The following is a 17722-nucleotide window of genomic DNA, read 5'->3' as shown; positions in this document are numbered from 1 at the left end:
CGCTTTATTGATACGTTGAACAATTTTGATGTTTTATTAGATTTTTCAAAATGCAGGTGGTCAATAAATATGGATGTTTTTTTTAAAAAAGTATTAAGTTCTTTACGGTTTGTTATTATTTTTCAGCTGTTGATTACATCATTTTATGTAAAATCAATTGAAACTTGCGAATCGGTTTTTGTAGCAAGTAGTGGCGTGGCTACAATTAGTACCTCTGATGCAGAGTTACTCAATTTTATTACTGGCGGGCTATTAGGATTAAATGTAAAACTCTCCGTTGCAGACACTGAATATAGCTCTTTGCTAACGGCGGGAATAGATCTAGAAACTTACCTCGACACCTTAGCATTAGATCTCAGTGTTGCTAACAAATCAGATGCTGTTGCTGCCAACATAACCCTCACTCAAGCAATTAATGCGGCAATTACCGTTCTGCAAAGTCAGGGGGGAATACGCTTGCCATTGCCACATTAAATACCATAAAAGCTGAGGTGCCAGTCGGTACTTTTTCATTACTCGATGTTATTGATTTAGATGTGGCAGACAACGCTATATTGTCAACTACGGTTAATGTACTCGATTTTCATATGCTGATAATACAAGCATTTAATCACCAAAATGCCATTAGCGCACAAGACATTTCTTTAAATTTATCAGCACTTGGACTTAATGGTAACATTGGTCCATTAGGTGTTTCTCTTAGCGATATATCTGTCGGTATAATTGCTGTTGAAGGACCTAAACTAGTCAGTGGTCCAGTAGGAACAGCATTTAGTACCTCGTCTATTAGGCTTAGAATATTAGCTGATCTGGTTGATGTAGCTATAGCACCATTATCGATTGACTTAGGCTTAACTTTAGGGACAGCCAATGTTGCTGTAACTCTGACTGACTTTGAAATGTATGCGGACGTTGCAAGAGCAAATGGCACCATCGATCAGTTGTCATATTTAACTCAAACTTTACGTTTAAATGTAACACCAGGAGTCGCAAGTTTATACCTAGGACAAATTGATGCCGCCGATTTTAATGACAGAACATTAGACAGTGATATTGACTATACAACTGAAGTAACGCCTGTTGTTATCGGTAGTATAGCTTTAGATTTAGGTTTAGCTAGTGAAACCATTGCATTAGAAGCACGTGCTAATGCCAATGCAAATGGCTTATTAGAAAGCCTTGATTTTATTTCTCCGTTTCCTGAAAGCCAAACCACAACGTCGGGTGTTGGTATTGTTAATACACTGCTGAGTTCTTTACTGACGAATACAGTACTGACCACTACGCCAGATCCAACTTTACTCACTACTACTCAAGTTACAAACTTGATTCGTAGTGCTGTCGTCGATGATGTTTTAGCACCTGTTATTAGTGATATTGTGAATAAGTTTGCTGACCCAACGGTTGATGCGTTAGGTATTAGTATCGGTAATGCTACCGAAAAAGTATTTGCTATCACTGGCGATAGTTGTATTCCAACCGTTAATAGTTTAAATACAAATAATGCTACGCCGACACTTACCGGTTTAGCTTATCGTTCTGCAGTAGGCTCAGAAAAATTAAACATTGTATTGAACAGTATTACCTACGTTGAAGATATCGACTTTACTGTCACAAATAATACATGGTCGTTAACTATTCCTTCAGGTAATTCATTATCTGAAGGAGCCTATAATGTTATTGCTACCGTAACAAATGGTACTGATAATGTTTCGGATCAAAGTAGCTTAGAACTAACGGTAGATTTTATTCAGCCGACAATCACTATTCAAAATGTTCCGGCTACCAGTAACGCTGCTTTTACGGCGACTTTTGCGTTTAGTGAGCCTGTTACCGGGTTTACTTTGGGTGATATTAGTCTGTCGAATGCAACAGCCAGTGACTTCACGGTTGTTAATGATAGTACCTACACTGCGTTGATCACACCAACAGTGGATGGTGCGGTGACTGTCGATGTGAATGGTAATGTTGCACAAGATAGTGCAAGTAATTCAAACATAGCAGCGGCGCAAGTTAGCAGTGACTTTACGGCGAGTCGTCCTTCAATATTGATTGAAAATGTGCCAACCAATAGTAATGGATCATTCACGGCAACTTTTGCTTTTAGTGAATTAGTCACTGGGTTTGTTCTGGCTGATATCAGTGTTACCAATGCTACTGCGACTAGCTTAACTGATGTTAATGGCAGCAGCTATACTGCTTTAATTACACCAATAACTGATGGTGTTGTCACCATTAATGTTAACGCGAATGTAGCACAAAATAGTAGTGGTAAATTCAATACTGCGGCTGCGCAAGTTACCAGCCTGTACGATACAAGCCTACCGTCAATTCTTATTCAAAATGTCCCCTTAAACAGTAACGCCGCTTTTACAGCTACTTTTGTATTTAGTGAATCTGTTACTGGATTTCTACTCGGTGATATCGATGTAATAAATGGCACTTCGAGTAACTTTACTACAGTTAATGACACTACCTACACTGCTTTGATTACACCAGCAGTTGAAGGTGTGGTGACAATAGATGTGAATGCGGATGTGGCACAAGACAGTTTTGGTAATCTGAATACTGCGGCAGCACAAGTTACTAGTCAGTATGATACTAGTCGTCCATCAATTGCCATTCAAAACGTACCTGTAACTAGCAATAATCCATTCACTGCTACGTTTGCCTTTAGTGAATCCGTTATCGGGTTTAACCTGGCTGATATCACCTTAACAAATGCCACTGCGAGCAATCTTATCGTGGTTAGTGATAGTAACTATACTGCATTGATTTCACCAACAGCCAATGGTGTGGTGACCATCAATGTTAACGCAAATGTGGTACAAGATATTAGTGGTAATTTAAATACAGCCGCCGTGGCAGCGCTCAGTACCTTCAGTACCAGCCGCCCGTCAATAGCCATAGTAGGTGTGTTAGCGAATACCATTAGTCCCTTCGTGGCCACTTTTAATTTCAGCGAAAATGTTAGCGGTTTTACCGTGGATGATATCAGTGTCAATAATGGCGTAGCGAGTAATTTTATTACGGTTACTGGTAGTAACTACACAGCGTTAATCACTCCTGCAGCAGATGGTTTGGTGACGATAGATGTGAATGCTGATGTGGCACAAGACAGTTTTGGTAATCTGAATACTGCAGCGACGCAAGTTACTAGCCTTTATGATGCGAGTTTACCGTCGGTTGCGATTCAAAACGTGCCAGCTAACACCAACGCTGCTTTCACAGCAACCTTTACGTTTAGTGAACCTGTTACTGGGTTTGTTTTGAGTGATATCAGTTTGCTAAATGCCACGGCGAGTACTTTTAATGCGGTCAGCGGCAGTAGTTATACCGCGTTGATCACACCGACAGCTGAGGGCCTGGTGACCATTAGTGTTAACGCGGGTGTGGCACAAGACAGCAGTGGAAATGCCAATACACCGGCCGTACCTGCGCTCAGTAACTTTGATACGAGTCGTCCTAGCATTGCGATCCAAGGTGTGTTACCAAATACCAGCAGTGCTTTTGTGGCCACTTTTAGTTTCAGCGAGCCCGTCAGTAATTTTATCTTGGGTGATATTAGTGTCACTAATGCCACGGTCAGTAGTTTCATAACCCTTAACAGCAGTACTTATACGGCGTTGATCACCCCATCAGCAGATGGAGTAGTCACTATTGATGTGAATGCTAATGTTGCGCAAGACAGCAGTGGTAACTTGAGCACGGCTGCCGTGCAAGTCAGCACTATTTATGATGCGATTTTACCGTCGGTTACGATTCAAAACGTGCCAGCTAACACCAACGCTGCTTTCACAGCAACCTTTGCGTTTAGTGAAGCTGTTACTGGATTTATTTTGAGTGATATCAGTTTGCTAAATGCCACGGCGAGTAATTTTACCGCGGTCAGCGGCAGTATTTATACCGCGTTGATCACACCAACAGCTGAAGGTGTGGTGACCATCAATGTTAACGCGAATGTAGCGCAAGACAGCAGTGGCAATGCCAATACACCGGCCGTACCTGCGCTCAGTAACTTTGATACGAGTCGTCCGAGCATTGCGATCCAAGGTGTGTTACCAAATACCAGCAGTGCTTTTGTGGCCACTTTTAGTTTCAGCGAGCCCGTCAGTAATTTTATCTTGGGTGATATTAGTGTCACTAATGCCACGGTCAGTAGTTTCATAACCCTTAACAGCAGCACTTATACGGCGTTGATCACCCCATCAGCAGATGGAGTAGTGACTATTGATGTGAATGCCAATGTAGCACAAGACAGCAGTGGTAACTTGAGCACGGCTGCCGTGCAAGTCAGCACTCTTTATGATGCGATTTTACCGTCGGTCGCGATTCAAAACGTGCCAGCTAACACCAACGCTGCTTTCACAGCAACCTTTGCGTTTAGTGAACCTGTTACTGGATTTATCTTAAGTGATATCAGTTTGCTAAATGCCACCGCGAGTACTTTTAATGCGGTCAGCGGCAGTAGTTACACCGCGTTGATCACACCGACAGCTGAGGGCCTGGTGACCATCAATGTTAACGCGAATGTAGCACAAGACAGCAGTGGCAATGCCAATACACCGGCCGTGCCAGCGCTCAGTAACTTTGATACGAGTCGCCCGAGCATTGCGATCCAAGGTGTGTCACCAAATACCAGCAGTGCTTTTGTGGCCACTTTTAGTTTCAGCGAGCCCGTCAGTAATTTTATCCTGGGTGATATTAGTGTCACTAATGCCACAGTCAGCAGTTTTCTAACCCTTAACAGCAGCAGCTATACGGCGTTGATCACCCCATCAGCAGATGGAGTAGTGACTATTGATGTGAATGCCAATGTAGCACAAGACAGCAGTGGTAACTTGAGCACGGCTGCCGTGCAAGTCAGCACTCTTTATGATGCGATTTTACCGTCGGTCGCGATTCAAAACGTGCCAGCTAACACCAACGCTGCTTTCACAGCAACCTTTGCGTTTAGTGAGCCTGTTACTGGATTTATCTTAAGTGATATCAGTTTGCTAAATGCCACCGCGAGTACTTTTAATGCGGTCAGCGGCAGTAGTTACACCGCGTTGATCACACCGACAGCTGAGGGCCTGGTGACCATTAGTGTTAACGCGGGTGTGGCACAAGACAGCAGTGGTAATTTTAATACACCGGCCGTACCAGCGCTCAGTAACTATGATACGAGTCGCCCGAGCATTGCGATCCAAGGTGTATTACCGAATACCAGCAGTACTTTTGTGGCCACTTTTAGTTTCAGCGAGCCCGTCAGTAATTTTATCTTGGGTGATATTAGTGTCACTAATGCCACGGTCAGTAGTTTCATAACCCTTAACAGCAGCACTTATACGGCGTTGATCACCCCATCAGCAGATGGAGTAGTGACTATTGATGTGAATGCCAATGTAGCACAAGACAGCAGTGGTAACTTGAGCACGGCTGCCGTGCAAGTCAGCACTCTTTATGATGCGATTTTACCGTCGGTCGCGATTCAAAACGTGCCAGCTAACACCAACGCTGCTTTCACAGCAACCTTTGCGTTTAGTGAACCTGTTACTGGATTTATCTTAAGTGATATCAGTTTGCTAAATGCCACGGCGAGTACTTTTACCGCGGTCAGCAGCAGTAGTTACACGGCGTTGATCACACCAACAGCTGAGGGCCTGGTGACCATTAGTGTTAACGCGGGTGTGGCACAAGACAGCAGTGGTAATTTTAATACACCGGCCGTACCAGCGCTCAGTAACTTTGATACGAGTCGTCCGAGCATTGCGATCCAAGGTGTATTACCGAATACCAGCAGTGCTTTTGTGGCCACTTTTAGTTTCAGCGAGCCCGTCAGTAATTTTATCTTGGGTGATATTAGTGTCACTAATGCCACGGTCAGTAGTTTCATAACCCTTAACAGCAGCACTTATACGGCGTTGATCACCCCATCAGTAGATGGAGTAGTGACTATTGATGTGAATGCTAATGTGGCGCAAGACAGCAGTGGTAACTTGAGCACGGCTGCCGTGCAAGTCAGCACTATTTATGATGCGATTTTACCGTCGGTTACGATTCAAAACGTGCCAGCTAACACCAACGCTGCTTTCACAGCAACCTTTGCGTTTAGTGAACCTGTTACTGGATTTATTTTGAGTGATATCAGTTTGCTAAATGCCACGGCGAGTACTTTTACCGCGGTCAGCAGCAGTAGTTACACCGCGTTGATCACACCAACAGCTGAAGGTGTGGTGACCATCAATGTTAACGCGAATGTAGCACAAGACAGCAGTGGTAATTTTAATACACCGGCCGTACCTGCGCTCAGTAACTTTGATACGAGTCGCCCGAGCATTGCGATCCAAGGTGTGTTACCAAGTACCAGCAGTACTTTTGTGGCCACCTTTGCCTTCAATGAACCCGTCACTGGATTTATTTTGAGTGATATCGGTGTTAATAATGGTGCAGCCAGCAACCTTATTGCGTTGAGTAGTAGCACCTATACGGCCTTGATCACACCGGCATCTAATGGCTTGGTGACTATTGATGTGAATGCAAATGTAGCACAAGACAGCAGTGGCAACTTGAACACGGCTGCCGTGCAAGTCAGCACTAATTTTGATGCGAGTTTACCATCGGTTGCTATTCAAAACGTGCCAACCAATAGTAATAGCGCCTTTACGGCAACATTTGTGTTTAGTGAATCTGTTACTGGATTTATTTTGAGTGATATCAGTTTGCTAAATGCCACGGCGAGTACTTTTACCGCGGTCAGCGGCAGTAGTTATACCGCGTTGATCACACCGACAGCTGAGGGCCTGGTGACCATCAGTGTTAACGCGGGTGTGGCACAAGACAGCAGTGGTAATGCCAATACACCGGCCGTACCTGCGCTCAGTAACTTTGATACGAGTCGTCCGAGCATTGCGATCCAAGGTGTATTACCGAATACCAGCAGTGCTTTTGTGGCCACTTTTAGTTTCAGCGAGCCCGTCAGTAATTTTATCTTGGGTGATATCAGTGTCACTAATGCCACGGTCAGTAGTTTTCTAACCGTTAGCAGCAGTACTTATACGGCATTGATCACCCCATCAGTAGATGGTGTAGTGACTATTGATGTGAATGCTAATGTGGCGCAAGACAGCAGTGGTAACTTGAGCACGGCTGCCGTGCAAGTCAGCACTATTTATGATGCGATTTTACCGTCGGTTGCGATTCAAAACGTGCCAGCTAACACCAACGCTGCTTTCACAGCAACCTTTTCGTTTAGTGAATCTGTTACTGGATTTATTTTGAGTGATATCAGTTTGCTAAATGCCACGGCGAGTACTTTTACCGCGGTCAGCAGCAGTAGTTACACGGCGTTGATCACACCAACAGCTGAGGGCCTGGTGACCATCAGTGTTAACGCGGGTGTGGCACAAGACAGCAGTGGTAATTTTAATACACCGGCCGTACCTGCGCTCAGTAACTTTGATACGAGTCGTCCGAGCATTGCGATCCAAGGTGTGTTACCAAATACCAGCAGTGCTTTTGTGGCCACTTTTAGTTTCAGCGAGCCCGTCAGTAATTTTATCTTGGGTGATATTAGTGTCACTAATGCCGCAGTCAGTAGTTTTATAACCCTTAACAGCAGTACCTATACGGCGTTGATCACACCATCAGCAGATGGAGTAGTGACTATTGATGTGAATGCTAATGTGGCGCAAGACAGTAGTGGTAACTTGAGCACGGCTGCCGTGCAAGTCAGCACTCTTTATGATGCGATTTTACCGTCGGTTACGATTCAAAACGTGCCAGCTAACACCAACGCTGCTTTCACAGCAACCTTTGCGTTTAGTGAATCTGTTACTGGATTTATTTTGAGTGATATCAGTTTGCTAAATGCCACGGCGAGTACTTTTAATGCGGTCAGCGGCAGTAGTTACACCGCGTTGATCACACCAACAGCTGAAGGTGTGGTGACCATCAATGTTAACGCGAATGTAGCGCAAGACAGCAGTGGCAATGCCAATACACCGGCCGTACCAGCGCTCAGTAACTTTGATACGAGTCGCCCGAGCATTGCGATCCAAGGTGTATTACCGAATACCAATAGCGCTTTTGTGGCCACTTTTGCCTTTAATGAACCTGTCACTGGATTTATTTTGAGTGATATCGGTGTTAATAATGGCGCAGCCAGCAACCTTATTTCGGTGAGTAGCAGCAACTACACGGCCTTGATCACGCCGATATCCAATGGTGTGGTCACTATTGATGTTAATGCCAATGTAGCGCAAGACAGCAGTGGCAACTTAAATACTGCCGCGGTGCAAGTCAGCAGTAACTTTAATGCTAATTTGCCCTCTGTTGTTATTCAAAACGTACCAACCAATAGCAAGGGGGCCTTCACGGCGACCTTTGCGTTTAGTGAGCCTGTTACTGGGTTTATTCGGGGTGATATAAGTGTGATAAATGCCACAACGAGTAACTTTACAACGGTTAGTGGCAGTACCTATACGGCGTTGATCACACCAACAGCTGATGGCGTGGTGACCATCAATGTTAACGCGAATGTAGCACAAAGCAGTAGTGGCTATTTTAACACCGCCGCCGTGCCAGCGCTCAGTACCTTTGATATGAGCCGTCCGATCATTGCGATCCAAGGTGTGTTACCGAATACCAGTAGTGCTTTTGTGGCGAGTTTTGTATTCAATGAACCTGTTACTGGGTTTATTTTGAGTGATATCAGTGTCAATAACGGCGTAGCTAGTAACTTTATTACGGTGAGTAGTAGCAACTACACGGCGTTGATCACACCAACATCCGATGGTTTAGTGACGCTAAATGTTAATGCGAATGTGGCACAAGATATCAGTGGTAATTTTAACATAGCGGCTTTACAGGTCAGCAGCCAATATGATGGTAGTCGTCCATCGGTACAAATTCAAAATGTACCTTTAGAGACGAACACGACTTTTACCGCTACTTTTTCATTCAGTGAGCCGGTGTTCAATTTTATCATTACTGATATCAGCGTTACTAATGCAACAGTAAGTAGCTTTACTGTAGTTGATAGCAGTAACTTTACAGCGTTGATCACACCATTACTGAACGGCGATGTCACGTTAGATGTCAACGCTAATGTTGCGCAAGATAGTAATAATAACTTCAATACTGCAGCCGTGCGCGCAACCAGTAATTATGACACTACGCCTCCTGAATTAACTATTGTTAAAGGCGCAGCAATTAATATTATTAACCAATCAAGTTATATCATTGAAGGGACATGTAGTGATGAAGGTATCTCCGTAAACGTTATTATTAACAGTTTGAATTCAAACTCAGCAACTTGTGCTTCAGGCCAATGGTTATTAACAGAAGATATGAGTGCTATTCCTGATGGCGCAGAAGTCGTGACGATTAATGCTAGCCAAACTGATAATGCTGGAAATATTGGTAATGCAGAGCCTATTGTTATTGATAAGGACACGGAAGAACCCATTTTTAGTCTTGATAGTGTTACTTATAGTCTAAGCGGTGCTTTAGTCTTTAGAGGTGCATCTAACTCGGAAGATGGGACCGCTGTGTCCATTATAGAATCAACAGACAATACGCTATGTTTAGCACCAGTAGCTGAAAGCCTTTGGGAGTGTGAAAGTGCGCTTGCTTTATCAGAAGGAAGCTATGATCTTCGAGCTGAAGTTGAAGATATAGCAGGAAACCTCGCCATTATCTATTTTACGCAAATCGTAAATCTAGACGAAGATAATGATGGCATTCCAAGCTCTATTGAAGGTTATGGTGATACTGATAATGACGGCATACCTGATGCCCTAGATACTGATTCTGATAATGACGGAATTCTTGATAGCGAAGAAGGTATCGGTGATGATGACAATGACAACATTCCTAATTTTCAAGATTCAAGTAGTGATGAAGATAGTGATGGCATCCCTGATATAATTGAGGGTAATGGCGATATTGATAATGACGGTATTATTAACGCACTTGATGCAGATAGTGATAATGATGGCATTGTTGATGGATTTGAAGCGCGAATTTCTGGTAATGATATTGACCAAGATGGTATTGATGACATATTTGATGCAGACATAGGGGGAGACGACCCTGATGGTGACGGGATTACCTATCAAATTATTGATACGGATAATGACGGTATTGCTGATTACTTGGATCAAGATTCAGATGGAGATCGCATTCCAGACGCACTAGAAGCTTTTATTGGCTTCAAGGATGTAGATAATGACGGCATTTGGGATAGATATGACCAAACCGTAACGGGTGGTTTTGATGTGGATAATAACGGGATTATAGATTTTTATGATGTCAATCAAACCAATGGTGTAGATTCCGACAATGACGGTATCGATGATTTGCGAGTATTGCTAAATGATCACAATAGAAATTTTAAACCGGATCACCTCGATATTGATAGTGACAGCGATGGCATTTTAGATGGTGTAGAAGCTAAAGTTACAGGCTTTGATCATGACAATGATGGTATTGATGATGCTTTTGACTCTGATCTTTATAACGAATTAGATGAAAACGGTGATGGGGTTATTGATGTTTACGTCTTCATAGATTCAGACGGCGATGGTGTTATTGATATGAATGATCTTGATAGTGACAATGATGGTGATACTGATACTTTAGAAGCGAATGTTCAAGATGATAACAGAGATGGAATTCTTGATATTGGAGCATTAGTCACTACTCTGGTGGTTGATACCGATGAAGATGGCATACCAGATCAGCTAGACTTAGATAAAGATAATAATGGTATTTTTGATATTCAAACTAATGGATTTAGTACATTTGACTTAAATAATGATGGACGTGCTGATATCACTAAGGACATTGATAAAGATGGCATCGATGATTCGATTGATGGCGATACACAAGTGCTAGGTCATGGAAATAACGCCGACACCGACAATGACTCTGTGATGGATATTATAGACAAGGATGATGATAACGACGGTATTGCGGATGTTACTGAGCGTGCATTTGTAGATGACGGAAATGCAGTTGCTAGCATTAATAGCGTTTCGAACATAAATACCAATGGAATGCAGACCAATAAATATATACGCTCATTGGATTCTGACAAAGATGGCATTATCGATGAAAAAGATCAGGATAGTGATAACGACGGTATATCTGATTTAATCGAAAATGGCAGACCCAATTTATCGGGGTTCGACCACGATATGGATGGTATCGATGATGTGTTCGATGCTGACTTTACCGGTGGCGAAGACAATGATCTCGATGGCATTGATGATATTTTTACCGTTAAAGATACCGACCGAGATTTAGTGCCAGATTACTTAGATCTTGATAGCGATAATGATAGAATTAGTGATAACTTAGAACAGCTTACCGTTGAGCCATCAGGCTTTGATGTGAATCTAAATGGTATCGATGATGCGTTTGATCCGGTATTTAATTCTAATCAAGATGATAATTTAGATGGAATTGACGATACCCTGGTTATTTTAACTAATCCAGATGGCGATGACCGGTTGAACTTTCAAGATATAGATAGCGACGGTGACAGCATTAAAGATATTGATGAAAAAGCAGTAGATTTCGATAATGACGGTATACCTAACTACCTTGATCTTGATAGCGACAATGATAATATCAGCGATAATATAGAAGGGTTAAATGACTTCGACTCTGACGGCGCGTCCAACTTTTTAGACCTTGATAGTGATAGCGATGGTATTAGCGATGCTATAGAAGGAGATATTGACTTTGACGGCGATGGAGCGTCCAACTTCTTAGACCTTGATAGTGATAATGATGGTATTAGCGATGCTATAGAAGGAGATACTGACTTTGACGGCGACGGAGCGTCCAACTTTTTAGACCTTGATAGTGATAACGATGGTATTAGTGATGCACTTGAGGGAGCTACTGATTTTGATGGTGATGGTTCAGCCAACTTTTTAGACCTTGATAGTGATAACGATGGTCTCAGTGATGCTATAGAAGGGATTAATGATCTGGACAGTGACGGTTCATCTAACTATTTAGATCTTGATAGTGATAATGATGGCATTCCTGATAAAGAAGAAGATGGTGATTATAATAGCGATGGTATTAATGACACCACTCAAGACCAGAAAAAAGTGCAGAGTAACTTAAAAGGCTCTGGTAATGTCGGCGGATTGTTGATTATGATGCTTATGTTATTGAACTTGATTCGTTACAGAACGAGTAAAACTAAACTTGCCGCTGATAATAGAACTTATTAGCTGAATAGTTACTTTAAAAGAAATTATACCAATTTCATTAATCAGGTGAGCTATTTTATACGTAGGAAAAATGCCCAAGCACAAGGTCTTTATTTTAATAACGAGTTGTTCAGGACAATATGCTCCTGCATTTTATAATAAGCTGCATCTATGCAGCGATAATGATTAAATAAATAATACCAAATGTAATAAGTTATTGACCAATTTTAAGCGAGGATAAATTGTTCAAGAATACATGTTTATTGTTCCAGACTAAACATAAGTACCATTATCCCTGCAGGCAAGGCGTTTGATTGATTAGGGCATGGATGCCCGTAAGTAGAACAATGCAGGAGCAATTGTCGAGTAATAGCGGGCGTGTGTGATTGAAAACAACGCAGTTATTGACGATTTAAACCGCCTTAAAATGATCGATTATTTATTTCAATTGGTATAACGCAGCTGAGGGTCGTTTTAAGCAGTAGGAATGTTCAGATATTAAATGAGATTGGTATTATATCCATTGAATTACGACAGTGAACAATGGGAATAGTAGTGATGATTTAGCCGTTAATTTGTTGTGCATTAAAAAATAAGTGAACTCAAATTAAGTAACACACTTTATTAAATGAGTTAAATAATTTGAGTGACTTAGCGTTAAATGACTAAATAAACTTATTCTGCTTTTGGCAGAACTTTTATTGGCTCATAAAAGCTAGCTTCTAACTCGTCATTGATACAAGTTAATAAGTAACTATTCATTTCTGACGTTGAAATTTCATCTTCCGCAGCATCGTTTTTACACTGGGCTAGAAGGCTTAAAACATACTCAGGCGATGCTGCCATTAATTCTGGTGCATCGTCTTGACCAAACGCTGTATTTGACGTTAGTGCCACTACAGCCAATGCTAAAATAAATTTTTTCATATTGAATCTCGTTAATATATCGCTATTACATGTCCCAATAGTCACTTAATGAATTAAGTTGTCTATCAAGAAATTTTTTTTCGTTTAATGAATCTAAACGTTGTCTGATTTGATATGTTTGTTTCGTTGTCTTTCTAATTGCTTTTTTATTGGCGGAACCATAGGCAATTTCAAAACCAGCAATACCAGTATCAAAATTTGAATCTTCATCAATATCAGTGTCTGAATATGTATCAATGTTCATTTCTTTACCTTATAAAAACATCATATTTGGATTTTCCACTAGATAATGTGCCGATAATTGGAAATAGAAAAGTGAAATATTTTGCTGTTATTAATCAAAATTTTTAATCAAATAAATCTAAGCGCTAAATTGCATAAAATAAAGTGATTATTAACAGATATAAAGTAATGCGAGAATGAATGATTTTAAAATAATTACATATAAAACAATGTGTTGAGCTGTGTTTTTTGGTGTAAATAAAGGTGGTTCTACAATGTGTGATTATAAAGACAAGCAAGGTATGAAAGTGTTGATAGTAGGCTTTGTATTACTTTTATTTTAAATAAATATTGTTTGAATCAATTTTAACTCTATAAAGCCCGTAAAAGTGCCGTAGATTGTCGTTTTTGTTAGTCTATAGGCACTTTACTGCATTATATTTAAGCTTAATTTAACGGCTACTGTAAACGCCTACTGTAAACGGCTACAGTAAACGAGAAGTAATTCTTATTCTAGAGTTTACACTTCTGTATTCTTAGCTTGATTGCGCTGCTGAGCTAAGGCTTGAAGCTGTTTTGATTGCTGATGCAAACTATTACGCACCAGTGTTTCTTGATCTTCTTCACGAATATGATGAAAAATTACTTTATGCTGGCTTTCGCCGTCAACTAATTCACTGTTGACGATTTCGCCAATACAGTAAAGGGCCGTATTCTCATCGGAAAAAAACAACTTTAATTCAATAAAATCACTTGTGATAAAAGTTGTTGGATCTTTGGCTTTAAAAATAATGCCTCCACCACCAAATTTAACGGCTTGAAATCGCATGCTGGCTTCATTTTGTTGACTCAGAATATAGCCAACGAGTAAGTCCATTTTTTTCGCTTGAAGATTAAGGTGTTCCATTAATTGGCTAGCAACACCAGCAGCAGCTTGCAGCGGCCGTAGGGCATTTTGATCGATTGAATTTACTTCGGATGCTATTTTAAATGGTGCCGGCATGTTTTCAATAAACTGCTGATAAGACGGTAATTGTGCTAACTCGATAACGCTCGCGTTAATATGAAAGTCATAGTTTATGGAAAAAAACTCGTCAAATTGAGCTAATTTAGTTTGATTGTTAGCGGTAGTCATAAATAAATCACCTTATATTTTGCCTTCGTTAGGCTAATTCATTATTTCAATGGGTATTATGCGTACTAGCGAGAAACACATTCACTGCGCACTCACACATTTCATCAATTTGGTTTTCTTGCGCATATATACCATCAATAACTAAACGCGCTATACCATGCAGGGTTGCCCAAGTAACTTGAGCCAATCTTAGAGAGTTTTCATCAGGTATAATAATACCTTGTTCTTGCCATAACTTTGTCATTTCAACTTGGTAGTTGAAGCTTGCATAGGCAATTTTCTTTAATGCTTCAGTGCTATTATTTTCTTTCCAAATAATACGGCCAAACATCAATTCGTATAACGAAGGGTTCTTCGTTGCAAAACCGATATAAGCATGAACAAAGTTGCGATACTTTTCTTCATTAGACAGCTTATCTTCAGAAAAAATATCACTAACGCGCTGATGCCACTGTTCAAAACCTTGCTCAGCAATGGCACATAGTAAATCATTTTTGTCGGTAAAGTGATGATAAGCTGCTGTGCGTGAAACGCCAATACGCTCAGCAAGTTTTCTTAACGACAAGCCTTCAATACCGCCGTCAGTCACCATGTCGGTTGCCGTACTGACCAGCGATTTTCGTAAATCACCGTGGTGGTATTTTGTTTTGGTCACCATAAGTTTAGCAGCCTATTTATATTGCGGTTCGTCAAAGTATTTTTCTCGATGGAAAGGCGACATTAGCAAATATTAATCCAGCGACTAAAGACATAAAAATTAGAAATGTTTGTGAACCTATGTCGGTGGCGTTCAACATGTTTTGTCCCGAAACCGCATTGCTTAAACCAATATACACTTTACTACCCGGCACCAGTACAACAAGCCCCATCAATTTAACAATACTGGAGGGTAGGTTCATGATGCGTGAAAAAATACTACTGTATATACCTAAAGCAAAAGCGCCAACAAAAGCCCCAAGGGCAACACCTAAATATTCAGCACCAATTATGCTCGCGCCAAAGGCGACATAACCTGAAATTATTCCCCATGGGGCATCTTTTTTTCGACATTTAAATAAAATAACTAAACTAATTGATAGAGTCGTAACTGCCGCCCAAGAGGTCCAATTAGGGGTGCTTGGAGGTTGAATAAAAGCGACTTCTCCCCATATCATTTTTCCTAAAGCGATACCTAGAACACCACCAAAGTAAATTTTAAACAAGATCATCAAGGCGTCCATCAATCTTGCCGTCCCTGATATTAAATTACGAGCGGCAAGCTCTGAGAGTGCCAAGGTCAACGACAAGCCTGGAATAAACGCGATAATACTCGATAAAACCACTAGCGGGATATTTATACTGGGATCAACTAAGGCAATAGCCGTTGCTAAAATAGCGGTTGTCATTGCGGCAATAGGCTCTAACATATCCGTTACACGGCGTGATCGTTCGGCCCAAAAAGTAAATAAGCAAACAACTAAGCCTAACAAGCTAGACCAAAACACGTCATTCCAACTGGTGTGCATTAACATGGCAAAAGCACCACTCGATGCGCCAAAAGCAAGAAAGGTTAAAAAACGACCATAAGGGTTAGGCTTATTTGCGATTTCGTCTAGGCGTTCAATAGATTCAGCTAGTGTGCGTTGACCAGAGGTTAGTTCATCAACTAATTCGTCGGCACGTGCCAATGAACCCAAGTCGAGCTCGCCTGGGGCAACGCGAAGAATATGGTTGTAGTCCTGATTTTCGTCATCTTCTGATAAAACAAAAGTTAACGATGTCGGAGTAATAACAAAAGAGCCAAATACATTTAAGCTATTCGAAACATCAGTTAAATGAGCTTCTAATCGATAAGCAGGCGTGCCAAATTTATGTAAGGCTTTGCCCAAGCGAATTATAAAGCGACGTTTATCGGTGAAGTTATCAGTATCAGCCATGGCAAATTTATTCAAATTTTAGAGAGTTGTATATGGTAAATGATTAATTTTAAAATGAAAGCATAGATGTCTGTTCTGAATGAATTTGTTTTCTAAAGCTACTTTACTATTGTTTACGAAAGTTTGCAGATAGCATTAATCTCGGTATGATACTTCAACTTCCGTGATTGTTTTTTCTCAAAACTTAACAGTCGCTAATAAAATTGCCCCAATAGGATAGTATGCCCAATGACTTTATTGATTATTTTATTTTGTGTATTTGCCGCCGTTGCACTCATGGTCATTATCGGGGAACGCTACGGCAAGCCCATGGAAGCAGAGCAGCAACAAAAATATTCTAAAATATTATGGGTAGTGGTTTTTATCGCGATTATTGGCGCTATCATTCGTCAAATGATGTAATTATCTACATTTTAATATAGCTATTGAAGCCAAACAGCGACCTTCATACAGGGGCGAAGGTTAGTTGTGAATTAACCATAAAGATGATCAAATATTCAGGTTAGCTTTTTTAGCGCGGCTTAATATCAAATTTATTTTTATCAATGACCTCACCCGTTTTACTATAATTGCGTTCATACACTTCTACATTGCCAGCCTTAGATTGCAAAATTACAGCGGTTGAACGCGTGCCATAATCTGGCGAAACAATAAATATACTGCTGAGTAACAATTCTAGTTCTGTGCTTATACCAGTAAGAGGTAATTGTTTTTCTTGAGCGAGTGTTTGATTCATCATGATAGAAAAAAATGCTTCAATATTTACATTATTAGTCGTAATTAAGTTTTCTAAGGCGGTTACACCTAAGGCCATTTTAGGCCAAATATCATCTAGTGCGCCATTACATACGCTGTGAAAACCGGGGGTAAGGCTGACAAATTGCTTATTCACACTATCAAAGGCTTGTAAGTTATTTAGTGGGCCAAAAACTAAATTAAAATCGTTGTACTGGCGTGAATCTTGGAGCAAATGTTGCTGTGTTTTGTGGCGATTATCTGTCAATGCCTGCAAGACTAAATCACCACGAGAACGTTTATTTTTATCAAATGCGGCGGGTCGACGAAAGTTAGTTAACGCGGAAAAGCATCCTTCAGTGTTTAAGCCAAGCCAAGTGCCTCCAGCTTGCATATCTTTACCGGCTAATATATTTTTTTCTGGCCACCAATGCATATTTCGTGTCGGGCGAGGATGAAATTCATCACGATTAGCACAAATAATAATAGGGTACTCAGGGTGCTGTTCAACAGCAATAAACAAAATGCACATAATTCACCTGTTTTGTTCTATGTAATAATATCTGGTGCTT

9 protein-coding genes are annotated in these 17722 nt (G+C 40.9%); 3 read left to right on the top strand and 6 right to left on the bottom strand.

Annotation, left to right across the window (positions count from 1 at the left end; all coding sequences use genetic code 11):
• The first annotated feature begins 195 nt into the window (after nucleotides 1-195).
• Both A3Q33_RS03485 and A3Q33_RS03480 read left to right on the top strand, forming a co-directional pair.
• On the top strand, nucleotides 196-474 hold the full coding sequence (locus A3Q33_RS03485) for a hypothetical protein (RefSeq protein WP_155866688.1): 279 nt from the start codon (nucleotides 196-198) through the stop codon (nucleotides 472-474).
• Between the two features lie 17 nt (nucleotides 475-491).
• Nucleotides 492-12236, top strand: a complete 11745-nt coding sequence (locus A3Q33_RS03480) for an Ig-like domain-containing protein (protein WP_081178728.1) — start codon at nucleotides 492-494, stop codon at nucleotides 12234-12236.
• 654 nt (nucleotides 12237-12890) lie between these two features.
• On the opposite strand, the gene A3Q33_RS03475 is transcribed toward A3Q33_RS03480, so the two are convergent.
• From A3Q33_RS03475 to A3Q33_RS03455, 5 genes are all read right to left on the bottom strand, one after another.
• Nucleotides 12891-13142 carry a hypothetical protein gene (locus tag A3Q33_RS03475; protein WP_081178727.1) on the bottom strand — a complete coding sequence of 84 codons (252 nt, stop codon included), beginning with the start codon at nucleotides 13140-13142 and terminating at the stop codon, nucleotides 12891-12893.
• Between the two features lie 25 nt (nucleotides 13143-13167).
• On the bottom strand, nucleotides 13168-13386 hold the full coding sequence (locus tag A3Q33_RS03470; protein WP_081178726.1) for a hypothetical protein: 219 nt from the start codon (nucleotides 13384-13386) through the stop codon (nucleotides 13168-13170).
• 498 nt (nucleotides 13387-13884) lie between these two features.
• Nucleotides 13885-14499, bottom strand: a complete 615-nt coding sequence (locus tag A3Q33_RS03465) for a hypothetical protein (protein WP_081178725.1) — start codon at nucleotides 14497-14499, stop codon at nucleotides 13885-13887.
• 46 nt (nucleotides 14500-14545) lie between these two features.
• Nucleotides 14546-15157 carry a TetR/AcrR family transcriptional regulator gene (locus tag A3Q33_RS03460; RefSeq protein ID WP_081178724.1) on the bottom strand — a complete coding sequence of 204 codons (612 nt, stop codon included), beginning with the start codon at nucleotides 15155-15157 and terminating at the stop codon, nucleotides 14546-14548.
• A 31-nt stretch (nucleotides 15158-15188) separates the two neighbouring features.
• A complete protein-coding gene (locus A3Q33_RS03455; RefSeq protein WP_081182257.1) occupies nucleotides 15189-16415 on the bottom strand; it encodes a threonine/serine exporter family protein in 1227 nt (408 codons plus the stop codon).
• Nucleotides 16416-16643: 228 nt separating this feature from the next.
• On the opposite strand from A3Q33_RS03455, the gene A3Q33_RS20560 reads away from it, so the two are divergent.
• On the top strand, nucleotides 16644-16817 hold the full coding sequence (locus A3Q33_RS20560; protein ID WP_155866687.1) for a hypothetical protein: 174 nt from the start codon (nucleotides 16644-16646) through the stop codon (nucleotides 16815-16817).
• 109 nt (nucleotides 16818-16926) lie between these two features.
• On the opposite strand, the gene A3Q33_RS03450 is transcribed toward A3Q33_RS20560, so the two are convergent.
• Nucleotides 16927-17682, bottom strand: coding sequence for an NRDE family protein (locus A3Q33_RS03450; protein ID WP_081178723.1), 756 nt, complete (start codon nucleotides 17680-17682; stop codon nucleotides 16927-16929).
• Nucleotides 17683-17722 lie beyond the last annotated feature (40 nt).

The sequence above is a fragment of the Colwellia sp. PAMC 21821 genome (assembly GCF_002077175.1).
In the GTDB taxonomy this organism is placed as follows: Bacteria; Pseudomonadota; Gammaproteobacteria; order Enterobacterales; family Alteromonadaceae; genus Cognaticolwellia.
This window is presented reverse-complemented; position numbering and strand designations above follow the sequence as displayed.